19 protein-coding genes are annotated in these 22558 nt (G+C 71.9%); 6 read left to right on the top strand and 13 right to left on the bottom strand.

Translation table 11 applies throughout. The features are described from left to right. Positions 1–260: 260 nt before the first annotated feature. The 3 genes from ACFZAT_RS30145 to thyX form a co-directional block, all read right to left on the bottom strand. On the bottom strand, positions 261–1946 hold the full coding sequence (locus ACFZAT_RS30145; RefSeq protein ID WP_391268667.1) for an RNase J family beta-CASP ribonuclease: 1686 nt from the start codon (positions 1944–1946) through the stop codon (positions 261–263). 149 nt (positions 1947–2095) lie between these two features. Then, entirely contained in the window at positions 2096–2995 is a 900-nt protein-coding gene (gene dapA / locus ACFZAT_RS30140) for a 4-hydroxy-tetrahydrodipicolinate synthase (RefSeq protein ID WP_391268666.1), read from the bottom strand. Positions 2996–3148: 153 nt separating this feature from the next. Continuing rightward, positions 3149–3889, bottom strand: coding sequence for an FAD-dependent thymidylate synthase (gene thyX / locus ACFZAT_RS30135; protein ID WP_073963626.1), 741 nt, complete (start codon positions 3887–3889; stop codon positions 3149–3151). Positions 3890–4087: 198 nt separating this feature from the next. Between thyX and ACFZAT_RS30130 the strand changes: the two genes are divergently transcribed. After that, positions 4088–4327 (top strand): hypothetical protein, encoded by a 240-nt coding sequence (locus tag ACFZAT_RS30130; protein ID WP_391268665.1) that lies wholly within the window; start codon positions 4088–4090, stop codon positions 4325–4327. Between the two features lie 94 nt (positions 4328–4421). Beyond that, positions 4422–4973 carry a hypothetical protein gene (locus ACFZAT_RS30125; protein WP_391268664.1) on the top strand — a complete coding sequence of 184 codons (552 nt, stop codon included), beginning with the start codon at positions 4422–4424 and terminating at the stop codon, positions 4971–4973. A 68-nt stretch (positions 4974–5041) separates the two neighbouring features. On the opposite strand, the gene ACFZAT_RS30120 is transcribed toward ACFZAT_RS30125, so the two are convergent. The 6 genes from ACFZAT_RS30120 to eccD all read right to left on the bottom strand — a co-directional run bounded on the left by ACFZAT_RS30120 (position 5042) and on the right by eccD (position 12059). Beyond that, positions 5042–5506: a hypothetical protein gene (locus ACFZAT_RS30120; protein WP_391268663.1), complete on the bottom strand. Its 465-nt coding sequence runs from the start codon at positions 5504–5506 to the stop codon at positions 5042–5044. An 11-nt stretch (positions 5507–5517) separates the two neighbouring features. Beyond that, positions 5518–6270, bottom strand: a complete 753-nt coding sequence (dapB, locus tag ACFZAT_RS30115) for a 4-hydroxy-tetrahydrodipicolinate reductase (RefSeq protein ID WP_391268662.1) — start codon at positions 6268–6270, stop codon at positions 5518–5520. A gap of 21 nt (positions 6271–6291) precedes the next feature. Next, on the bottom strand, positions 6292–7671 hold the full coding sequence (locus tag ACFZAT_RS30110; protein ID WP_391268661.1) for an insulinase family protein: 1380 nt from the start codon (positions 7669–7671) through the stop codon (positions 6292–6294). After that, complete coding sequence (locus tag ACFZAT_RS30105) at positions 7668–9881, bottom strand: polyribonucleotide nucleotidyltransferase (RefSeq protein WP_391268676.1); 2214 nt, start codon at positions 9879–9881, stop codon at positions 7668–7670. The genes ACFZAT_RS30110 and ACFZAT_RS30105 overlap by 4 nt, the downstream gene beginning before the upstream one ends. A 270-nt stretch (positions 9882–10151) precedes the next feature. Continuing rightward, positions 10152–10442 carry a 30S ribosomal protein S15 gene (gene rpsO, locus ACFZAT_RS30100; RefSeq protein ID WP_018102307.1) on the bottom strand — a complete coding sequence of 97 codons (291 nt, stop codon included), beginning with the start codon at positions 10440–10442 and terminating at the stop codon, positions 10152–10154. Positions 10443–10619: 177 nt separating this feature from the next. Beyond that, positions 10620–12059, bottom strand: coding sequence for a type VII secretion integral membrane protein EccD (gene eccD / locus ACFZAT_RS30095; protein WP_391268660.1), 1440 nt, complete (start codon positions 12057–12059; stop codon positions 10620–10622). Positions 12060–12279: 220 nt separating this feature from the next. On the opposite strand from eccD, the gene eccCa reads away from it, so the two are divergent. Next, the gene (gene eccCa, locus ACFZAT_RS30090; protein ID WP_391268659.1) at positions 12280–16230 is read left to right on the top strand and encodes a type VII secretion protein EccCa; all 3951 of its coding nucleotides are present in this window, start codon (positions 12280–12282) and stop codon (positions 16228–16230) included. A 98-nt stretch (positions 16231–16328) separates the two neighbouring features. Further along, on the top strand, positions 16329–16562 hold the full coding sequence (locus tag ACFZAT_RS30085) for a DUF397 domain-containing protein (RefSeq protein ID WP_073963635.1): 234 nt from the start codon (positions 16329–16331) through the stop codon (positions 16560–16562). Positions 16563–16635: 73 nt separating this feature from the next. Here ACFZAT_RS30085 and ACFZAT_RS30080 read toward each other — a convergent pair whose 3' ends face one another. The 4 genes from ACFZAT_RS30080 to eccB all read right to left on the bottom strand — a co-directional run bounded on the left by ACFZAT_RS30080 (position 16636) and on the right by eccB (position 20153). Then, positions 16636–16941, bottom strand: coding sequence for a WXG100 family type VII secretion target (locus ACFZAT_RS30080; protein ID WP_391268658.1), 306 nt, complete (start codon positions 16939–16941; stop codon positions 16636–16638). 39 nt (positions 16942–16980) lie between these two features. After that, entirely contained in the window at positions 16981–17331 is a 351-nt protein-coding gene (locus ACFZAT_RS30075; RefSeq protein ID WP_391268657.1) for a hypothetical protein, read from the bottom strand. A 118-nt stretch (positions 17332–17449) separates the two neighbouring features. Then, entirely contained in the window at positions 17450–18625 is a 1176-nt protein-coding gene (mycP, locus tag ACFZAT_RS30070; protein WP_391268656.1) for a type VII secretion-associated serine protease mycosin, read from the bottom strand. A gap of 1 nt (position 18626) precedes the next feature. Continuing rightward, the gene (gene eccB, locus ACFZAT_RS30065) at positions 18627–20153 is read right to left on the bottom strand and encodes a type VII secretion protein EccB (protein WP_391268655.1); all 1527 of its coding nucleotides are present in this window, start codon (positions 20151–20153) and stop codon (positions 18627–18629) included. A gap of 247 nt (positions 20154–20400) precedes the next feature. Between eccB and eccE the strand changes: the two genes are divergently transcribed. After that, positions 20401–21564, top strand: coding sequence for a type VII secretion protein EccE (gene eccE, locus ACFZAT_RS30060; RefSeq protein WP_391268654.1), 1164 nt, complete (start codon positions 20401–20403; stop codon positions 21562–21564). Beyond that, positions 21564–22283, top strand: a complete 720-nt coding sequence (locus tag ACFZAT_RS30055; protein WP_391268653.1) for a hypothetical protein — start codon at positions 21564–21566, stop codon at positions 22281–22283. The genes eccE and ACFZAT_RS30055 overlap by 1 nt, the downstream gene beginning before the upstream one ends. Positions 22284–22558 lie beyond the last annotated feature (275 nt).

Raw genomic sequence — 22558 nt, 5'->3', positions numbered from 1 at the left:
ATCAGACTCTTTCGTGTCCGATTCCCGGTCGAAGCGGGTCAAGCGATTTTCGCTTTCCAGTTCTTCGCTTTCGCGTTTCCCTTTCCGGCGGCTCCGACTTTATCAGAAGTTCTGAGTCGGAATTTCCACCCCCCTCGGAAACTTCGGGGCGCACGAGTGCGTTCGCTGCTTCCCGGTGAGGTGGAGACGTAAACGTACTGGAGCGGAGCGCCCCGATGCAAATCGGGGGCTCCGCTCCGGAGTTCGCGCCTGTCGGAGGGTCAGACCTCGACGACGACGGGGAGGATCATCGGGCGCCGGCGGTAGGTGTCCGAGACCCACTTGCCCACCGTGCGGCGGATCAACTGCTGGAGCTGGTGGGGCTCCAGCACACCGTCCTGGGCCGACTTGTTGAGCGCCTCCTCGATCTTGGGAACGACCGCGGTGAACGCGGCGTCGTCGATACCGGAGCCGCGAGCCTGGATGTGCGGCCCGCCCACGATCTTGCCCGAGGTGCTGTCGACCACCAGGAACACCGAGATGATGCCCTCGTCTCCGAGGATGCGGCGGTCCTTGAGCGAGGTCTCCGTGACATCGCCGACGGAGAGGCCGTCGACGTACACGTAACCGGCCTGGACCTTGCCGACGATCTTCGCCTTGCCGTCGATGAGGTCCACGACCACACCGTCCTCGGCGATGACGATGTGGTCCTTCGGCACGCCGGTCAGGGCGCCCAGCTCGGCATTGGCACGCAGGTGGCGCCATTCACCGTGGACCGGCATCAGGTTCTTCGGGCGGCAGATGTTGTAGAAGTACAGCAGCTCGCCGGCCGAGGCGTGGCCCGAGACGTGGACCTTGGCGTTGCCCTTGTGGACCACGTTGGCGCCCCAGCGCGAGAGGCCGTTGATCACGCGGTACACCGCGTTCTCGTTCCCCGGGATCAGGGAAGAGGCCAGGATGACCGTGTCGCCCTGGACGATGCGGATCTGGTGGTCGCGGTTGGCCATCCGGGAGAGGGCCGCCATCGGCTCGCCCTGCGAACCGGTGCAGACGAGCACGACCTCGTCGTCCGGCAGGTCGTCCAGGGTCTTGACGTCCACGACGAGCCCGGCCGGGACCTTCAGATAGCCCAGGTCACGGGCGATGCCCATGTTGCGGACCATCGAACGGCCGACGAAGGCGACCCGGCGTCCGTACTCGTGTGCGGTGTCCAGAATCTGCTGGATGCGGTGCACATGGCTGGCGAAGCTCGCCACGATGATGCGCTTCTGCGCATTGGCGAAGACGTTGCGCAGGACGTTCTGGATGTCCCGCTCGGGCGGTACGAAGCCTGGGACCTCCGCGTTCGTGGAGTCGGAGAGCAGAAGGTCGATGCCCTCCTCGCTCAGTCGGGCGAAGGCGTGCAGGTCGGTGAGGCGGCCGTCCAGCGGGAGCTGGTCCATCTTGAAGTCGCCGGTAGCCACGGCCATGCCCGCAGGGGTGCGGATGGCGACCGCGAGGGCGTCCGGGATGGAGTGGTTGACCGCGATGAACTCGCAGTCGAAGACGCCGATGCGCTCGCGCTGCCCCTCCGCCACCTCCAGGGTGTACGGCCGGATGCGGTGCTCCTGGAGCTTCGCCTCGATCAGCGCGAGGGTCAGCTTGGAGCCGATGAGCGGGATGTCCGGCTTCAGGCGCAGCAGGTACGGGACACCGCCGATGTGGTCCTCGTGGCCGTGCGTGAGGACGATGCCCTCGACGTCGTCCAGGCGGTCCCGGATCGTCGTGAAGTCCGGCAGGATCAGGTCGATGCCGGGCTGCTCCTCCTCGGGGAAGAGGACGCCGCAGTCGACGATGAGCAGGCGGCCGCCGTACTCGAAGACCGTCATGTTCCGGCCGATCTCGCCGAGGCCGCCGAGCGGGGTGACCCGGAGGGCGCCCTTCGCCAGCTTCGGCGGGGTGCCGAGTTCAGGATGCGGATGACTCAAAAGACTCTCCTTACCACGCGCGCCACGTACCGCTTGGGCACGTGGCGCGCATGTCATTCGTGCACTTGCTGTTGTCTTGGGTGGTGCTGTGCTGCGGGTTTCCCCACGTGTTCAGCTGTGTATCGCGTATTCAGTTGTGAAGTCCGTTGTCAGAGCTCTACCCCGCCGGCGGCGAGATCGATCTTGAGCTGGGCCGTCTCCTGCGCGGTCAGCTCGACCAGGGGCAGCCGGAGCGGGCCCGCGGGGAGGCCCTGCAGTGTCAGCGCGGCCTTGGTGGTGATCACACCCTGGGTGCGGAACATGCCGGTGAAGACGGGCAGCAGCTTCTGGTGGATCTCGGTGGCCTTCTGTACGTCCCCGCCGAGGTGGGCCTCGATGAGCGCCCGCAGGTCCGGGGTGACGACATGGCCGACGACGGAGACCACGCCGACCGCGCCGACCGACAGCAGGGGGAGGTTCAGCATGTCGTCGCCCGAGTACCAGGCGAGACCCGAGCGGGCGATGGCCCAGCTCGCGCGGCCCAGGTCGCCCTTGGCGTCCTTGTTGGCGACGATCCGGGGGTGCTCGGAGAGCCGTACGAGCGTCTCCGTGTCGATCGGCACACCGCTGCGGCCCGGGATGTCGTAGAGCATCACCGGCAGGCCGGTGGCGTCCGCGATGGCGGTGAAGTGTCGCAGCAGGCCCTCCTGCGGCGGCTTGTTGTAGTACGGGGTCACGGCGAGGAGACCGTGGACGCCGCTGCGCTCGGCGGTGCGGGCGAGCTCGATGCTGTGCCGGGTGTCGTTGGTCCCGATACCGGCGACGACGTGCGCCCGGTCCCCCACCGCTTCGAGGACGGCCCTGACGAGCTGGTCTTTCTCCGCGTCGCTGGTGGTCGGGGACTCGCCGGTGGTGCCGTTGATGATCAGGCCGTCGTTGCCTGCGTCCACCAGGTGGGTGGCGAGCCGCTGCGCGCCCTCGATGTCGAGAGCGCCGTCCGCCGTGAACGGCGTGACCATAGCGGTGAGGACCCGCCCGAAGGGGGTCTGCGGAGTGGAGATCGGAGCCATGGGTAACACGCTACTCGCTGCTCGACGCACGGTGCCCCCTCGGGGGGACAAGCAAGAGGAGCCCGGCACTGCCTGCTCGGGGGTTCAAGCAGTGCCGGGTCCGTTTGATCAGCCTAGATGAACTTCTCGAAACGCCGCAATACGGACACCGCCCTATGGGGCGACGCGTCCGTTTTTGTTGAAGGCTGCATGGGTGAGCGGCATGAGGCGCGCCCAGTGGGCCTCCATCTGCTCGCCCACCATCTCGATCTCCCGCTGCGGGAACGAGGGCACCTTGGCCAGCTCGTGCTGGGTACGCAGGCCCAGGAAGTGCATCAGGGAGCGCGCGTTGCACGTGGCGTACATCGTGGAGAACAGGCCGACCGGGAGCACCGCGCGGGCCACCTCACGGGCCACGCCCGCCGCCAGCATCTCCTGGTACGCCTCGTACGCCTGCCGGTAGGAGTCCTCCATGGCACGGGTGGTGAGCGCGTGCTGCTCCGGGGTGCCCTCGACGAACTCGTACTTGCCCGGGCGGCCCTGCTGGATGAGCTTGCGGGACGTGTCGGGGACGTAGAAGACCGGCTGCAGCTCCCTGTAGCGGCCCGATTCCTCGTTGTACGACCACCCGACGCGGTGCCGCATGAACTCGCGGAACACGAAGATCGGGGCGCTGATGAAGAAGGTCATCGAGTTGTGCTCGAACGGGCTGCCGTGCCGGTCCCGCATCAGGTAGTTGATGAGGCCCTTCGAGCGCTCGGGGTCCTTGGCGATCTCCTCCAGGGACTGCTCACCGGCCGTGGAGACACGGGCGGCGAACAGCACGTCGGCGTCTCCCGCGGCGGACTTCACCAGGTCGACGGTGACGTCGCTGCGGAAATGGGCCTTCGTGGGCTCGGGGGTGTCGTCGGTCACCGGCAGGGTCCTTCCAATGGCGTCGCTCGGGCGGCGACCACTCTACGACCTGGGGTCCTGGCGTTTGACGGCGGCGTGGGTGGGGAACGTCTTTCCGGTTTTTTCTTGTTTCATCGGGCGATTCGGGGCACCGAATCGGGTAGTCGAGCGTCTGACTCGGTAGCACCACCCGAAAGAAACTCCAAGGAGAGCCACCCCATGTTCCGCCGGCGTGAATCCGTCCCGTTCTCGTTCGTAGCCGAGGCCGACCGGTTCCGCAGTAACGTCACCCCGCCTCCCCGCCCCCGCAGTACGGTCTCCGAGCGGATGGGGCGCGCCCTGATCGGCCTCGTCGTCATCGGCGGGATCGCGGGCTCGCTGCTCCTCGGCCTGCCGGCGCTGGGGCCCGAGCAGGCCCCGGGGCACACGCAGCAGACCGAAGCCGCGCACGGGCGCTGACCCGGACGGCCCCCCTGGGGTGGTCGGTCCGGGCATCTCCTCGGTAGCCTCACCGGGCACAGCAATCGAGCGTGCTTGTGAGTGAGGATCAGTCGTGCCCCTGCCCTTTCTGACGGCCGACCGCGCGTTTGACGCGAACGCGGAGGACGTCGCGCTGCCGTTCGACGACCACGACAGCTGGCGGCGGCCCTACCGTCCCGGTCCGTGGCGGGTCGCCGCTGCGGCCGGTCTGCTGCTGCTCGCCTCGTTCATCCTCTTCGCGGGGATGATCATCGCGTTCGCCGGAGCGCTGCCCGGGGCGGGGGCGTGTCTCGCGCTCGCCCTCGCGCTCATCCTGTGCGCCCTCCGGATGCTGCGCATCGGCGCCTGGGTGAGCCGGCACGGTGTGCGCCGGGTGGGCTTCTTCCGTACGACGACCGTTCCGTGGAGCCGGGCCACTGCCGTACGTACGGTGCAGCAGCCCGTGAAGTGGCTCGGATTCCCCCGCACCGTGCAGGGGCAGGCGCTGATCGTCGTCCGTAAGGGCGGGGACGCGGTGCCGCCGCTGCTCACGGACTCCAACGCGGATTTTCTCGCGCGGGGGGAGGCGTTCGATCGGGCCGCGGACACGATTGAGGCGTGGGGGGACGAGTATCGGCCGCGGTAGCGGCTTCGTGGCGTTCGCCGTCCGGTGACTGAGGTGTCCTCAGTCACCGGACGGCTTCTTTTATGTCCTCAAACGCCGGACGGGCTGGAAGCGACGCCCGCGCGGTGCAGCGCGATTGCTCGTTGCATCGCCTTGCGGGCTCGGGGGGTGTCGCGGGCGTCCTGGTAGGCGACTGCCAGGCGGAACCAGCAGCGCCAGTCGTCCGGGGTGTCCTCCGTCTCCTCGCGGCGGCGTTCGAACACCGCGTCGGCGGAGGCGCGGTCGATGCGGCCGCTGGGTGTGCGCAGCAGTTCGTCCACGGGGAGGCCGCCCTCCGCGTCCAGTTCGGCGGCCAGGGCGTTGGCCCTGCGGACGAACTGGGTGTTCTTCCACAGGAACCACACGCCGATCGCCGGCAGGACCAGCACGGCGATCCCGAAGGTCACCGTGATGAGGGTGCCGTGCTTGATGAGCAGGACGCCACGGCTGCCGACCAGGACGAAGTAGAAGACCAGGACGGCAGCGGTGACGACGTAGGTGATCTTTGCGCGCATGGCGGGGCCAGTCAGTTCAGGTCGAGGAAGTGTTCCAGGCCGAACGTGAGGCCGGGAGTGGTCACCACGCGGCGGGCGCCGAGCAGGATGCCGGGCATGAAGCTGCTGTGGTGCAGGGAGTCGTGCCGGATGGTGAGGGTCTCGCCCTCGCCGCCGAGCAGCACCTCCTGGTGGGCCAGGAGGCCGCGCAGGCGGACCGAGTGGACCGGGGTGCCGTCGACGTCGGCGCCGCGTGCCCCGTCCAGTGCGGTGCTGGTGGCGTCCGGCTGCGGGGCGCAGTCCGCCTCGCGGCGGGCGGCGGCGATGAGCTGGGCGGTGCGGGCGGCGGTGCCCGAGGGGGCGTCGGCCTTGTTGGGGTGGTGGAGCTCGATGACCTCGACGGACTCGAAGTAGCGGGCCGCCTGCTGGGCGAACTTCATGGTGAGGACCGCGCCGATGGAGAAGTTCGGTGCGATGAGCACACCGGTCTCCGGGGAGGCGGAGAGCCAGCCGTTGAGCTGTGCGAGCCGTTCGTCGGTCCACCCGGTGGTGCCGACCACCGCGTGGATGCCGTGGCCGACGCAGTACTCGAGGTTCGCCATGACCGAGTCGGGATTGGTCAGCTCGACGGCGACCTGAGCGCCGGTCTCGGCGAGGGTCTCCAGCTTGTCGCCCCGGCCGAGTGCGGCCACCAGCTCCAGGTCGTCGGCGGCCTCGACGGCTCGTACCGCTTCGGAGCCGATACGGCCCCTGGCGCCGAGAACGGCCACGCGCAGCTTGCTCATTGCCCTGCTTCCTTGGGAGTTTTAGGCGACCGCTTCGTGGAGACGGGCGGCCTGCTTGTCCTTGAGCGGTCCGATGACGGACAGCGAGGGGCGGTGTCCGAGGATCTCGCCCGCGACGGAGCGGATGTCGTCCGGGGTCACCTCGCCGATACGGGTCAGCATCTCGTCCACCGACATCTGCTCGCCCCAGCACAGCTCGCTCTTGCCGAGGCGGTTCATCAGTGCGCCGGTGTCCTCCAGGCCGAGGACGGTGGAGCCGGAGAGCTGGCCGATGGCGCGGCTGATCTCCTCGTCGCTCAGCCCGTCCGACGCGACCCGGTCGAGCTCGTCGCGGCAGATCTTGAGGACGTCGTGCACCTGGCTCGGGCGGCAGCCCGCGTACACGCCGAACAGGCCGCAGTCCGCGAAGCCCGAGGTGTACGAGTAGACGCTGTAGGCGAGGCCGCGCTTCTCCCGTACCTCCTGGAAGAGGCGGGAGCTCATGCCGCCGCCGAGGGCGGTGCTGAGGACGCCGAGGGCCCAGCGGCGTTCGTCGGTGCGGGCCAGGCCGGGCATGCCGAGGACCACATGGGCCTGTTCGGTCTTGCGGCCCAGGACCTCGACCCGGCCGGCGGTGCGCAGGGTGCGGGAGCCCTCGCGGGGCGCGGTGGGGACCGCGTCCGTACGGGAGAGGGCGCCGGCCCTGTCGAACGCCTTGCGGACCTGGCGTACGACGGTGGCGTGGTCGATGTTGCCCGCGGCGGCGACGACGAGGCGGGTCGGGTCGTAGTGCTTCTTGTAGAAGCGGGCGATCTGGCCGCGGTTCAGGGCGTTGATCGTGTCGACGGTGCCGAGGACGGGGCGGCCGAGCGGGGTGTCGCCGAGCATGGTGTGCGCGAACAGGTCGTGCACGCAGTCGCCCGGGTCGTCTTCCGTCATCGCGATCTCTTCGAGGATGACACCGCGCTCGGCGTCGACGTCCTCGGGGGCGATCAGCGAGCCGGTCAGCATGTCGCAGACGACGTCGATGGCGAGCGGCAGGTCCGTGTCGAGGACCCGCGCGTAGTAGCAGGTGTACTCCTTCGCCGTGAAGGCGTTCATCTCGCCGCCGACCGCGTCGATGGCGGAGGAGATGTCGAGGGCGCTGCGCTTGGCGGTGCCCTTGAAGAGGAGGTGTTCGAGGTAGTGCGTCGCGCCGTTCAGGGCGGGCGTCTCGTCGCGCGAGCCGACGTTCGCCCAGATACCGAAGGTGGCGGAGCGTACGGAGGGCAGAGTCTCGGTGACGACGCGGAGGCCGCCGGGGAGGACCGTACGGCGGACCGTGCCGATGCCGTTGCTGCCCTTGAGAAGCGTTTGGGTACGGGCGACGGCCCGCCCCTCCGAGGAGGGGCGGGCCGTCGTCGCGGAACTACGGGACGTCACTTGTCGGTGTCGTCCTTCTTCTCGTCCTCTTCACCCTCGATGACGGGGATGAGGGAGAGCTTGCCGCGGGAGTCGATCTCGGCGATCTCGACCTGGACCTTGGCGCCGACGCCGAGAACGTCCTCGACGTTCTCCACGCGCTTGCCGCCGGCCAGCTTGCGGATCTGCGAGATGTGCAGCAGGCCGTCCTTGCCCGGCATGAGGGAGACGAACGCACCGAAGGTGGTGGTCTTGACGACCGTACCCAGGTAGCGCTCGCCGACCTCCGGCATGGTCGGGTTGGCGATCGCGTTGATCGTGGCGCGGGCGGCCTCGGCCTGCGAGCCCTGCTGGGCACCGATGTAGATGGTGCCGTCGTCCTCGATCGTGATGTCGGCGCCGGTGTCCTCCTGGATCTGGTTGATCATCTTGCCCTTGGGGCCGATGACCTCACCGATCTTGTCCACCGGGATCTTGACGGTGATGATCCGCGGGGCGTTCGGGGACATCTCGTCCGGGACGTCGATGGCCTCGTTCATCACGTCGAGGATGTGGAGGCGGGCGTCGCGGGCCTGCTTCAGCGCGGCGGCCAGGACCGAGGCGGGGATGCCGTCGAGCTTGGTGTCGAGCTGGAGCGCGGTGACGAACTGCTTCGTACCGGCGACCTTGAAGTCCATGTCGCCGTACGCGTCCTCGGCACCGAGGATGTCGGTGAGGGCGACGTAGTGGGTCTTGCCGTCGATCTCCTGGGAGATCAGGCCCATGGCGATGCCGGCGACGGCGGCCTTGAGGGGCACACCGGCGTTCAGCAGGGACATGGTGGAGGCGCAGACCGAACCCATGGACGTCGAACCGTTGGAGCCCAGGGCCTCGGAGACCTGGCGGATCGCGTAGGGGAACTCCTCGCGGGACGGGAGGACCGGCACGATGGCGCGCTCGGCGAGCGCGCCGTGGCCGATCTCGCGGCGCTTGGGCGAACCCACGCGGCCGGTCTCGCCGACGGAGTACGGCGGGAAGTTGTAGTTGTGCATGTACCGCTTGCGGGTCACCGGGGAGAGGGTGTCCAGCTGCTGCTCCATGCGGAGCATGTTGAGGGTGGTGACGCCCAGGATCTGGGTCTCGCCACGCTCGAACAGGGCGGAGCCGTGCACGCGCGGGATGGCCTCGACCTCGGCGGCGAGCGTACGGATGTCCGTGACGCCGCGGCCGTCGATGCGGACCTTGTCCTTGATGACGCGCTCGCGGACCAGCTTCTTGGTCAGCGCGCGGTAGGCACCGGAGATCTCCTTCTCGCGGCCCTCGAACGCGGGGAGGAGCTTCTCGGCCGCGATCTCCTTGATGCGGTCGAGCTCCGCCTCGCGCTCCTGCTTGCCGGCGATGGTGAGCGCCTTGGCGAGCTCGGTGCTGACGGCCTTGGTGAGGGCCTCCAGGACGTCGTCCTGGTAGTCGAGGAAGACCGGGAACTCGCCGGTGGGCTTGGCGGCCTTGGCGGCGAGGTCGGACTGGGCCTTGCAGAGCACCTTGATGAAGGGCTTGGCGGCTTCCAGACCGGCGGCGACGACCTCTTCGGTCGGGGCCTCGGCGCCGTCCTTGACGAGCTGGATGGTCTTCTCGGTGGCCTCGGCCTCGACCATCATGATCGCGACGTCGCCGTCCTCCAGGACGCGGCCGGCGACGACCATGTCGAAGACGGCGTCCTCGAGCTCGGTGTGCGTCGGGAAGGCGACCCACTGGCCCTTGATCAGGGCGACGCGGGTGGCGCCGATCGGGCCGGAGAAGGGCAGGCCCGCCAGGATCGTGGAGGCGGAGGCGGCGTTGATCGCGACCACGTCGTACAGGTGGTCGGGGTTGAGCGCCATGATCGTCTCGACGATCTGGATCTCGTTGCGCAGGCCCTTCTTGAAGGAGGGGCGCAGCGGGCGGTCGATCAGGCGGCAGGTGAGGATCGCGTCCTCGGAGGGGCGGCCCTCCCGGCGGAAGAAGGAGCCGGGGATCTTGCCCGCGGCGTACTGCCGCTCCTCGACGTCCACCGTGAGGGGGAAGAAGTCGAGGTTGTCCTTGGGCCGCTTGGAAGCGGTGGTGGCCGACAGCACCATGGTGTCGTCGTCCAGGTACGCGACGGCGGAGCCGGCGGCCTGCTTGGCCAGGCGGCCCGTCTCGAAGCGGATGGTGCGGGTGCCGAAGGTGCCGTTGTCGATGACGGCTTCGGCGTAGTGGGTCTCGTTCTCCACTAGTGAATTCTCCATACTCGTCGTCTTTCGTCCGGGCGCCCGTGTGGCGCCGGACGGAGCGGAGAAGCGCGCCGTCTGTGCGGGGCCGGTCTTCGATCGAAGCTCCCGGGCGTTGTCCCGGGGGCCACTACCGAGGACCGGCGGCGGCCGTGCGGCGCCTCTCCTCGTCTGTTGTTGTACGTCCAGGTTACTGAGGTTGCCCCCGGTACCGCACGTACGGCAAAGGGAGCGGCTCCCTGAGTGAGGGAACCGCTCCCTTGCGCAGCGGTCTTACTTGGCGCCGCCGGCCGCACCGCGGCGGATGCCGAGGCGGTCGACGAGCGCACGGAAGCGCTGGATGTCCTTCTTGGCCAGGTACTGCAGGAGGCGGCGACGCTGGCCGACCAGGATCAGCAGACCACGACGGGAGTGGTGGTCGTGCTTGTGCGTCTTGAGGTGCTCCGTCAGGTCCGAGATGCGGCGCGAGAGCATGGCGACCTGGACCTCGGGGGAACCGGTGTCGCCCTCCTTCGTCGCGAACTCGGTCATGATCTGCTTCTTCGTAGCGGCGTCGAGCGGCACGCGGTACTCCTCTTGGTGTTCGATGCGCCCACGAGTGCCCCTGGTCTGGTTCTCAGGGGAGCTTTGGTGACTCGGGAGCGAGGGTCCGATGAGCGCAGTTCCCAGAGCGAACCGGGAACGCGTACACAAACGGCCACAGCCAGACTACCAGCCGCCCGGACCCGGCCCTGCCGGTCGTCAGCCGGTGAGGGCCCTCGCGCGCGCGTAGAGGTCCAGGACCGCGAGGCAGAGCGGGACGAGGGAGAGCAGGAGCGCGCTCTCGGCCAGGTCCAGGAATCGGCCCCAGAACGGGGAGAGGCCGTTGCGCGGGACGGTCGCCCCGGCGGCGGCCAGCAGGAGCGCGCCGGCGACGAGCGCCGCGCACAGTGCGGTCGTACGGGGATACAGCGCCGGGTCGTCTCCCTGGGCGGTGAGGGCGAGGCCGGTGACCGGGGCGGCGAGCGCGCCGATGCCCGCGACCAGCAGGCAGGCGACCTGGGCGGTGTAGCGGAAGAGGCGGGCGCGGAGCAGCAGCGCGAGCCCGGTGGCGAGGGCGAGGAGTCGGGCCCAGGTGTTGCCGGAGGCGCCGAGTACGGCGGCCGCGCAGGCGGCGAGGCCCGCGCAGCCCCCGGCGAGGCCGAGCAGCAGTTCGTGGCCGCGCCGGGCCCGGTCCGCGACGAGGCGGGTGTCGACGGGGGTGGCGTCCGGGTCCTCGTGCGCGTCGTCCTCCTCGCCGAAGGGGTCCGTCGGCCGGGGTGCGGCGTACCCGATCGGGAGGCGGGCGAAACGGGCGGAGAGGCCGGGCAGGAAGGCGATGAGGCCGAGGGCGGCGGGGGCGCAGACGGCGGCCGTGGCGGTGGCGGACGCCTCGGTGAGGATGGCGGCGAAGGCGGCCAGCGCACCGGCACCCGCGAGGAGGGCGGCGCCCGCGAAGGGGGCGTCGGCGCACGGGGCGAGCGCGGTGAGGGCGGCCGAGACGACGAGGACGGCGGCGCAGCCGAGCAGGAGCTGCAGCCTCCCCGCTCCCCCGCCCGGATCCGGGGCGACGAGGCCGGAGCCGGCGAGGAGGACGAGGGGCAGGGCGCCCAGGCCGAGCGCGGCGGCGGTGACGCGGTCGGCGTGGACCCGGGCGCGTACGGCGGCGACGGCGGCCGACAGGAGTCCGGCGGCGCCGGCGACGGCTCCGGGCGGTCCGTGCAGGTCGTGGCGGATCGGGTCGGCCCGCCACAGGACGAGAGCCGCGAGGAGGAGGAGCAGCGCGCCGGCGGCCGGGGCGGCGCCGCGCAGCAGGTCGTCGCTCCACAGGTGGCGGTCGCGGCCGGTGGCCGAGGCGATGGCGTCGGTGACGTCGTCGAAGACGGGTGGGGGGAGCGAGGCGGCGAAGGGGCGCAGGGTGAGGATCTCGCCGTCGAGAACGCGTTGCGCGGCGAGGGTGCGGTCGCCGTCCAGGACCGTTCCGTCGAGCCGGACGAGGTGGTGGCCGGGGGGTGCGGTGTCGGGTGCGGCCGGTCCGGTGAGGCGCAGGATCTCGGGCCAGATGTCGGCGGCGGCGATGTCCTCGGGCAGGGCGACGTCGATGCGGCTGTCGGGCGTGACGACGGTGACGCGGCGGAAGCCGGTCGTTGCGGTCGGACTCACGTGTCGGGGGCCCCTGTTCGTCGCTGGTCGGCGGTGTCCGCACGATGGGCGGGTCACCCTATCGGGCGGATCGGGGCGAAGGCTGACAGTGCGTAGGATCACGGGCGCTTCGGGGCGGGGGTGTTCCTCGGTGTACGCACGCTCATGTACGCATGCGTCGGCGTGCGTTCCCCTTCCCGCCCTGTCCCACACACGTACGCACCCAAGGATCGATGTACCGGTGAGTCAGATCGTCGTGAAGCGTCCGCCCCGTCTGCTGCCGCCGGAAGTTCCCACGAAAGAGGTGTTGTTGGACCCGCCTCCGGTGCTGCCGCGCGGTCAGCGCGAGGGGGTGCTGATGCAGCTTCTCCCGGTGCTGGGCATGGCGTCGTCGGTGGTGTTCTTCTTCTCGCCGCAGGCGCCGCCGTTCATGCGGGTCATGGGGGTGCTGATGCTGGTGTCGACGCTGGCGATGGTGGTGGCCCAGGTGGTGCGTTTCCGGCGCGGTACGCAGGGGCGGGCGGCGGATGTGCGGCGCGATTACCTGGCTCGGCTGGCGCGGGCCCGCCGTGCGGTGCGGCGGACGGCGCGGGCCCAGCGCGAGGGCCTGTTGTTCACGCATCCCGCTCCCGGTCAGCTGTGGTCGGTGGTCGCCGGGGGGAGCCGGGTGTGGGAGCGGCGGCCCGGCGACGCGGACTTCGGGGTGGTTCGGATCGGGCTCGGCAGGCAGCGGCTCGCGACGCCGTTGGCCGTGCCGGAGCACGCTGCGGGTGAGCCGGAGCCGGTGTGCGCGGACGCGGTGCGGCGGTTCGTGGCGGTGCACGGCTCGCTGGACGGTCTGCCGTTGTGCGTTCCGCTGCGGGAGGCGTACCGGGTGCGGCTGAGCGGTTCGGCGGAGCCGGTCGGGGCGGCGGCGCGGGCGTTGGTGGCGCAGCTGGTGACGCTGCACTCGCCGCGGGACCTGGTGGTGGCGGTGGTGGCCGCGCGGGACAGGGCGGCGTGCTGGGAGTGGGTGAAGTGGCTGCCGCATGTCCAGGTGCCCGGTGAGGTGGACGGGGCCGGTACGAAGAGGCTGTGCGCGCGGGATACGGCAGGGCTGGAGCCCCTGCTCGGCGCGCTGCTGGAGGGGCGGGGACGTTTCGTGCCGGAGGGGGCGCCGCTGCCGGACCGGCCTCATGTCGTCGTGGTGCTGGACGGGGCGGGGGTGGCTCCTGGTTCGGCGCTGGGTGCGGCGGGGGGCGTGGAGGGGGTGACGCTGGTCGAGGTGGCCCCGGGTGACGCGGAGGGGCCGCGCGGTGCTCTGTGTGTGCGGGTGCGTGCCGGTGTGCTGGAGGCGGAGTGCGGGGTGGGTGTGCCGGACGGGCTTTCGCTGCCGGGGGCGGAGGCGCTGGCCCGGCGGCTCGCTCCGTTACGGGCCGGTGGGCGGGACGGGGACGAGCCGTTGTCGGCCGCGCTGGACTTCACGGACCTGCTGGAGCTGGGTGACGCGGGTGCGGTGGAGGTGGAGCGGACCTGGCGGCCCCGGCCGGTCGCGGAGCGGTTGCGGGTGCCCATCGGGGTGGGTGAGGACGGTGTCCCGGTGGTGCTCGATCTGAAGGAGTCGGCGCTCGACGGGATGGGGCCGCACGGGTTGTGTGTGGGCGCGACCGGTTCGGGGAAGTCCGAGCTGCTGCGGACGCTGGTGCTCGGTCTTGCCGTCACCCATTCCTCCGAAACGCTGAACTTCGTGCTGGCCGACTTCAAGGGCGGGGCGACGTTCGCGGGGATGGCGGGGATGCCGCACGTGGCCGCCGTCATCACCAATCTTGCCGACGACCTGGCACTGGTCGACCGGATGGGCGACGCGCTGCGCGGCGAGCTCCAGCGGCGTCAGGAACTGCTGCGGGCTGCGGGCAACTTCGCGGGCGTCCACGATTACGAGCGGGCGCGGGCGGCGGGCGCCGCGCTGGAACCGCTGGCCACGCTGGTGCTGGTCATCGACGAGTTCTCCGAACTGCTGGCCGCGAAACCGGACTTCATCGACACGTTCATCCGGATCGGGCGCATCGGCCGTTCGCTGGGCGTGCATCTCCTGCTGGCGTCCCAGCGCCTTGAGGAGGGCAGGCTGCGGGGCCTGGAGACCTATCTCTCGTACCGGATCGGGCTGCGCACGTTCTCGGCCGAGGAGTCGCGGGCCGCGCTGGGTGTGCCGGACGCGTACGACCTGCCGCCGCTGCCCGGTTCGGGGTTCCTGAAGACCGGTACGCGGGAACTCACCCGCTTCAAAGCGGCGTACGTCTCGGGGCCGTACCGGGCAGGTGGGCCCGGGCGGGCTGTCGGGGAGAGGCCGGGCGGCTGTGCGGCGGCGTTGTTCAGCGCGCTGCCGGTGGCTGCGGCGATGCCGGTGAGCGCGGCGGAAGAGCCTTGTGCTCCGGCCCCCGCTTCCCCGGCGCGCGGCGGTGCAACGGTCGCGGATTCCGTGCTCGACGTGGTGGTGCGGCGGCTTGAGGGGCGGGGCGTGCCCGCTCACCAGGTGTGGCTGCCGCCGCTGGACCGGTCGCCGGGGCTGGACGCGCTGCTGCCGGGCCTGGGCACGGACCCGGAGCGAGGGTTCACCGTTGCGGGGGACGCCGGACCCGGTGGGCTGGTCATTCCGCTGGGGCTCGTGGACAAGCCGTTCGAGCAGCGGCGGGAGGTGCTGTTCCAGGACTTCTCGGGGGCGGCGGGCCACATGCTGGTGGTCGGCGGGCCTCAGTCCGGGAAGTCCACGCTGCTGCGCACGCTGGTGACGTCCTTCGCGCTCACGCACACCCCGCGTGAAGTCCAGTTCTACGGGCTCGACTTCGGCGGCGGTGCGCTCGACTCGTTGTCGGGCCTGCCGCACGTGGGCTCGGTCGCCTCGCGGCTGGATCCCGAGCGGGTGCGGCGTACGGTCGCGGAGGTGGCCGGGGTGCTGCGCGCCCGCGAGGAGATGTTCCGGGCCCGGGGCATCGGGTCCATGGCCGCGTACCGGCGGGAGCGGGCCCGGGGCGGTCTGTCCGGTGAGGCATGGGGCGATGTCTTCCTGGTCGTGGACGGCTGGGGCGGTTTCCGCACGGAGTACGAGGAGCTGGAGCCGGTCGTCACCGACATCGCGGCCCGGGGGCTCGGTTACGGCGTGCATGTGGTGCTCACCGCCGCCCGCTATCTGGAGGTGCGGGCCGCGCTGAAGGACCAGTTGACCGGGCGGCTCGAACTGCGGCTCGGTGATGTGTCGGACTCCGAGTTCGACCGCAGGGTCGCCGCGCAGGTGCCCGCGGGTATGCCGGGCCGGGGGCAGGTGGCGGAGGGGCTGCACTTCCTGGCCGCGTCGCCGTGCCTCGGCCCGGTGGAGGACGCGGCCGGTCTCCCGGACCGTGCGGCGGCACTGGCGGGGCGGATCCGGGACGACTGGGCGGGTCCGCCGGCCCCGCCCGTACGGCTGCTGCCCGCCGTGCTTCCCGCCGAGCGGCTGCCCAAGGGGAACGAGTTCCCGCAGCGGGGTGTCGCGATCGGTATCGCCGAGACGGATCTGGAGCCGGTGTTCGTGGACTTCGACGCCGATCCCTTCCTTCTGGTGTTCGGGGAGAGCGAATCGGGGAAGACGGCGCTGCTGCGGCTGCTCGCCCGGCAGATCGCCCGCCGCTACTCCCCCGACGAGGCGAAGCTCGTCGTCGGGGACTACCGGCGGGGGCTGCTGGGCGCCCTGCCGGAGAGCCATCTGCTGGAGTACGCGCCGACACCGGACGCGCTCGCGACGCATATGGAGGCGCTGGCCGGGGTGTTCGCGCGGCGCCGGCCACCGGCCGATGTCACGCCCCGGCAGTTGCGGGAGCGCAGTTGGTGGACGGGTCCGCGGATCTTCGTCGTCGTGGACGACTACGACCTCGTCGCGACGGGTACGGGCAGCCCGCTCGCCCCGCTCGCGGACTGGCTGCCGTTCGCGCGGGACACCGGGGTGCGTTTCGTCGTCGCGCGCAACTGTGCCGGGGCCTCGCGTGCGATGTACGAGCCGTTCCTGCAACGGATCAAGGAGTTGGGCGCCCAGGGCGTGGTGCTGTCGGGCGATCCGGCGGAGGGTGATCTGGTCGGCTCGGTGCGGGCTCGCCCGATGCCGCCGGGGCGTGCGTGCATGGCGACCCGGCGCGGTGGGAAGAGCCTCGTGCAGACCGGCTGGCTGCCGGAACGGGGGTGAGCGCCGGGGCAGTCGCGGGGGTTTGGCGGAGCGGATCCCCGGCCGCCGTGTTGCCTGTACGGTGCCGTGCAGAGCCAGGTACGAAAGGAGCCCTCACGATGGGCACGCAGGCGGAGAAGGACGAGCTGTACGCACTCGACATCTCGGGGGTGGAGTGGCTGTGTGCCCCCGGGACCGAGCAGGAGGAGGAGCGCGTCGAGATCGCGCACCTTCCCGGCGGTGCGGTGGCCATGCGGTCCTCTCTGGACCCGGACACGGTGCTCAGGTACACGGAGGCGGAGTGGACCGCGTTCGTACTGGGCGCCAGGGACGGCGAGTTCGACCTTCCGTAGTCGTCGCCGGGCAGGCAGGGGGGCACGTTCGGGTGAACGTGCCCCTTCGTACGTCCGGGCCCGGGGGCCCGGCTCAGAAAGCCTCGGTGAACAGGCGTGAGGACCGGAGGTCCGTGGCCCGGTAGTGGTCCTTGCCGGTCTCGATGAGCCGCGCGACCTCTTCGAGCCGGGCCCTCATGTGGTCGGCCTTGTTGCGGTACTTGTGCTGGAGCGTCACGTACTCGGCGTGCGCCTGGCCGTCCCAGGTGTCGGTGACGACCTTGAGCGCGGCGTCCATCTCCTCCAGGTCCTGGCAGATGTTCCGCGAGACCGCGCGGATGCGGTTGGCGACCTCTTGGACGCTCTCGTACCTGACCTTGGTGTGCGGGTCGTGCGCCACCGCTTCTCCTCTGCTCGTGTCGGGGGAACGGCGCCGGGCTCAGACGCCGTTCAGGGCGGAAGTACCGCCGGCGGAAGCGGGTTCCCGTACCGCCTTGAAGGCCGCGCGGACCTCCTCGTCGTTGGCGTTGCTCAGGTTCCTGGTGCCGTCGACGGCGTTGAGCAGGACGCCGAGGAGGCGGCGGATCTCGTCGTGGTCCTCGTTGACGACGAGCTGCGCGGAGGTGAAGCCCGAGGCGCCGGCACCGGTCCAGCCGGCCCCCACCGTGGCGAGGACGTCGGCCAGCTCCCGGGCCTGCCGGGACACCGCCTCGGCGGTGTGGACGATCTTGTTCCTGGCCTGGACGACCGGATCGTCGGCAAGCGCGAATCCACCCGTGGGGCTGGTCATACGAGGTCCTCTCTCTGGGCCGTTCAGGCCGCTCAGGCTAGCCAGTCCGGGGTCCGCTCCCGGCCGCCGCGAAGGCTCCTGGCAGGTGGACGAGACCGGGTTCCGGGAGCACTCCCGCTCACCCCGGACGGCGTCGGCGCAGCTCCCGCGCGACGGCCGCCCCGCCCGCCACCGCGCCGGTCAGGAGGACCGTGAGGGCCATGGCCCAGGCGGCGTAGCGGCGGTCGCGGCGCTGCGGGGTGTCCGCCGCCGGCAGCGGCGCGGGGTCGGGTGCGCGGGCCGCGGCGGGCGGCTCGTCGGGGTGCGGGGCGTCCTGCGGGGCGTCGTCGCCGGACAGTGCGCGGACCGGGTCGACTACACCCCATCCGACGAAGTCGTCACGGCCGTTGACGGAGCGTTCCGCGGTCTGTTCGATACGGGCGGCGATCTGGCCGGCTGTCCAGTGCGGGTACTTGGCGCGCATCAGCGCGACGACCGCGCTCACGTAGGGCGCGGCGAAGCTGGTGCCGCTGTCCGCGCAGTGGCCGCGGCCGGGGGCGGTGGAGACGATGTCGACGCCCGGCGCGGCGATGTCCACGAAGCTCCCGGGCCGGGAGAAGGGGGCGCGTTCGTTGTCGCGGTCGGTCGCGGCGACGGCGAGGACCCCGTCGAACGCGGCCGGGTAGGTGGCGGTACGGCGGGAGTCGGCGCCGTCGTTGCCGGCGGAGGCGACGACCACGATGTCCCGGCGGACGGCCTCGGCCACCGCGCGGCCCAGGGCCGAGCCGGGGGCCTGCGGGCGGACCGTCTCCTGCGAGATGTTGATGACCCGGGCGCCGCGGGCGACGGCGTAGTGGATCGCGGCGGCCAGCGACGCGTCGGTGCCGTGGTCGCGCGCGTCGTTCTGGCGGACCGGGACGACGGTCGCCGCGGGGGCGAGCCCGACGAAGCCGGTCCCCCGGCGGGGGCGGGCCGCGATGATGCCCGCGACCAGGGTGCCGTGGCCCACCGTGTCGCCGGTGCCGTCGCCGCCGGGCGCCAGTGTGTCGACACCGGGGGCGACCGCGCCCGCGAGCTGGGGGTGGGTGTCGTCCACGCCGGTGTCGATGACGGCGACGCGGACGCCCGCGCCCCGGGTGTCGTGCCACAGCTCGTCCAGGAGCACGCGCTGCAAGGACCAGGGGCGGCCCTCGAACGGCCGGTTCGCCGGGAGGAGGCACGCACGGCCTTCCGGTCCGGTGGCCGCGCACACGGGCTGGGCCACGGCGAGGGTGGCCAGCGCGACGAGGGCCGCCACCCGCCGGATCGCCGCCATGTCAGGAGCCCTGCGGGCGGCGCGCGCCGGAGGTGTCGAGCCGTGGTCCGCGGGGAAGGAACTCCGACCACTCGGCCGGCACGAGGGCGGGCCGCACGTCCTCGTAGCCGAGCCTGGTCTGCGCCTCGTCGGCCCGCCCCTGAACGTGCGGGGCGCCGTCGGCGGGGAGCGTGGAGCGCTCGGGGTCGCCGCCGCCGTTCCCCTGAACCGCGTACCGCAATCCGGTGTCCGTCACCAGGAAGAGTGATCCGCCGGGCCTGGGCCGGCGGCCCCGGACCTGGGTGTAGAGGAGCCCGCTGCCGGGGGTGACGTACGTGCTGGTGCCGCCCGCGCCGACGGCGGCGGGGTAGGTGGTCCCGGCCCAGGTGCTCAGGGTGGTGCGGCCTCGGCCGTCCGTCGCGCGCAGTACGGAGCAGACCGTGCTCCGGTGCGCGGTGTCGACGCGGACGGCCTTGCGAGCGGGCCAGCGCGCGGCCTGGCCCGCGAAGGGCGCCGGGTCGGGCACGAAGTCCTGGAGCCCTGCCGGGTAGGCGGTGCCGGACTGGTCGAGGGCGGCGGTCTGCGGGGAGTTGACGATCAGCCAGGCGGTGAACTCGGAGACTGTCTGGATCCTCCCGTCGAGCACCACGTGGTACGCGGCGCCCGCGCCGTTCCTTGTCCGCAGCACCGCGCCGACGCGGTTCTCTTGGGCTGAGAGGTGGCCTTCGACGCGGGCGGGGGCACCGATCCGGCCCGGCACCACGGGGAAGGCGACAGGGCTGCCGGTGTGCAGGGTGGCCAGCCAGTCGCCGGAGACGGCTTGCGGCCGGGCGCGGCCGACCAGGGCTTCGGTGAGGTGCCCGAGATCGCCGGGGCGCTCGTCCACGCGGTACTTCGTGCCCCGGGCGTCCACGAGGTACCGGGTGCCGTGCGGATCCTGTACGTAGAGGACCTGGCCGCCGGTGAGCCGGTTCGGGCCCTCCGTCAGCCGGTGGTCGCGGGCGGCGAGGACGAAGCCTGCCTTCTGCACCCCGGCGTCCCCGCCTCCCGGCCGTACGCACACGGCCCACCGCTTGGCGGTGCCCGCGTCCCGCTCGCCGGGAAGCCGGTCGGGGGCGTACGGGATGCCGATGACCGGCCCGCGCGGGGGACCGCCCGCGTCGAGGACGTCGTCGGCGACCTGGACGACGCCGTAGTCGCCGGGGTCGAGCAGCAGCCGGGCGGACGCGAGGTTCAGGACGGGGTGCAGCCGGGTACGGCGATGGGCGCCCCGGCCGGTGGTGAGCACGACATAGCGGGTGGTCGACGTCCGGCCCACGACGACCTTGGCGCCGGGGCGGTCCCAGCCCTTGGGCGCGACCGGGCGGAACATGCCGTACGCGCCGAACCCGGCGAGGAGCAGGGCCCCGGTGAGCACGCCGGGGAGGACGGCGCGCAGGGGGCGCGGGGCGCCCTCGTCCGAGCCGGCCGGTGAAGGTTGGAGGAAGGCGCCCAGGGCTCTCCTCTTCGCAAATGTGTACGCGTTCAGCTCGTCCCGTCGGGTCACCATGGCCCGGCCCGCCTTTCCTCTCCGCCCGCGCCGCACACCTTCGGACGCTCGCCGTCCGCGCTTCGGCGGAGCCCTCCGCTGTCGGCGATCACTATGCCCTCCGAACCTGGGGGTTGATCGAATGCCGGTACGCTGTGCGCTTCCGCGGGGGAGCTCGGCGGGACGGGCACGGACAGGGCGGGGCACGATGGCGAGCAAGGGCGGAGCGCGGCTGAACCGGCGCGCCGGGCCGATCGGCACTTTTCGATTGCAACAGCTGGTTCTGTTCGAAGTCGCGGTGGCGGTCCTGCTGTGCGCCTGGGTCGTCGGGCCCGTGCTCCTGGGGCCTGCCGGGCCGACGGCCGTGCTGCTCGTGGTCCTCGCCGTGGTGCGCAGGCGCCGCCGCTCCCTTCCGGCCTGGCTGGCCACGGTCATCGCGTTCCGGGTCCGGAACCGGCGGGCCGCCTCGCGGACGCCGGCCCCCGGTGCCGGATCTCCGGTGGCCCCGCTGGCCGAGTGCGTACCGGCCCTGCGCACCCGTTCGTTCACGCACCGGGACGGGCGGCCGGTGGGCATGGTCGGCGACGGTACGCACCTCACGGTGGTGGTGCGGGTGGACGCGGAGGACACGGTGCTGCGGAAGGACCGGACCGCACGGCCGCTGCCGCCGGGGCTCGTCCGGGAGGTGATGGACGTCGACGGCATCCGCCTGGAATCGGCGCGGATCGTGCAGCACACGCGCCCGGCCCCGGCCCCGCACCTCCCGGGCGATGCGGTCGCCACGCTCAACTACGCACCCCTCCAGGCCCGTACGGGGTCACCGGCGGTGCGGCTCACCTGGGTCACCCTGACGCTGGACCCGGAGCTCTGCCCGGAGGCCGTACGCATCCGTGGCGGAGGCCTGACCGGGGCGCAGCGGTGCCTGGTGCGGGCGGCCGAGCAGTTGTCCGGCCGGCTGACCGGGGCGGGGTTCGGTGCGACGGTGCTGACGGAGCAGGAGCTCGGGACCGCGCTCGCCACGGCGGCCTGCGCGGACGCGCCCGGTGGGCCCCGTGCCGACGGTGCCGGGCGGCCCGCCCGGCGCACCCGGGAGACCTCGCGGACGTGGAGCTGCGACGGGCGCCGGCACACCGTGTACTGGGTGCGCCGGTGGCCGCGCTCCGGCGATGCGCCGATGCCCCGGCTGGTCGCGCTGCTCACCTCGGCCCCGGCGCTGGCCACGACGTTCAGCCTGACGCTGGCGCGGGGCGACCGGGAGGAGGTCGCCGCGGCGGGACACCTGCGCGTCAGCGCGCGCACCGGTGAGGAACTCCGGGCCGCGCGACGCGAAGTGGAGCGGGTGGCACGCGGGGTGCGGGTCTCGCTCGTACGGCTGGACCGTGAGCAGTTGCCCGGGGTGCTCGCCACACTGCCGCTGGGCGGGGTCCGCTGATGGCGGCGGGCGAGCGGGTGCGGGGCCGGCTGGGGTTCGGGCCGGTCGGTCCGCGTCGGCGGCGGTACACCATCGGGCCCGAGCAACTGGCCTCGCTGGAACTGCCGGTGGGCGACGACGGAGTGGTGATCGGTGAGGACGAGGAGGGCTTCCCCGCCGTGCTCGGCCTCAACCGCCCCTCCCCGTACGAGATCACGCTCATCGGCGGGCTGTGGACGGCGCGGGTGCTCGCGCTGCGGGCGGCGGCGACGGGTGCGCGGATCGCGGTGGAGACGGGCCGGGCGCACGCCTGGGCGAGCCTGGCCCGGGCCGCCGGGGACAGCGGGTACGTCGCGCTGCACGAGATCGGCCGGGTGCCGCCGCTGGGCCCCTCGGCGGCCTCCCCGGTCGTCGTCGTACGGGACTGCGGCATGCGTCCGCCGCCCGGGCGGGGCGTGCCAGGGCCGTGGCAGTCGGTGCTGACCCTGTTGCCGTATCTGGGTCCGGCCGCGTCCGGGCTGCTGGAGAAGGCGTCGCTGGTGGGCGTGCAGCGGGTGTCGCCCGACGAGGCGGAGGAGGCCGGGCGCCTGCTGGGATTGCCGGCCGAGGCGGTGCGCGCGCTGCCTGCCCTGGCGGACGGGGCCACTCTCTGGTGCACGCGGCGGGACACCCGGCTGGTGACGACCCGGGCGACCGACGCGGAGACGGGGCTGCTGGGCGCCGCGCGCCGGGTGGACTGACGGCTGCGCCCGAGGGAACGCGAAGTGCGCACCTGAGTACGACGGACGCGAAGCGCGGTGTAGTTGTACGCATTTGACCGCTTTGGGTTTCACTCCCTGTCGCACTCGGTCCACTTGGGTGCAGGACGTGACGTACGGGACAGCGTTCGCGGCGTCGTACGGCCTGCCGTGGCGGGGCCCATGGCGATTAGGCTGGGTCCGGACGCGGCGGAGAACCTGTGGGCAGGCCATGTGCGTCCCAGGGGGAGAGCCGGGCGGTTCGCGTTACGGGAACG

It is taken from the genome of Streptomyces sp. NPDC008163 (assembly GCF_042956885.1).
GTDB lineage: Bacteria > Actinomycetota > Actinomycetes > Streptomycetales > Streptomycetaceae > Streptomyces > Streptomyces drozdowiczii_A.
The sequence above is the reverse complement of the archived record's forward strand: the minus strand, read 5'-3'. Positions and strand labels throughout refer to the sequence as shown.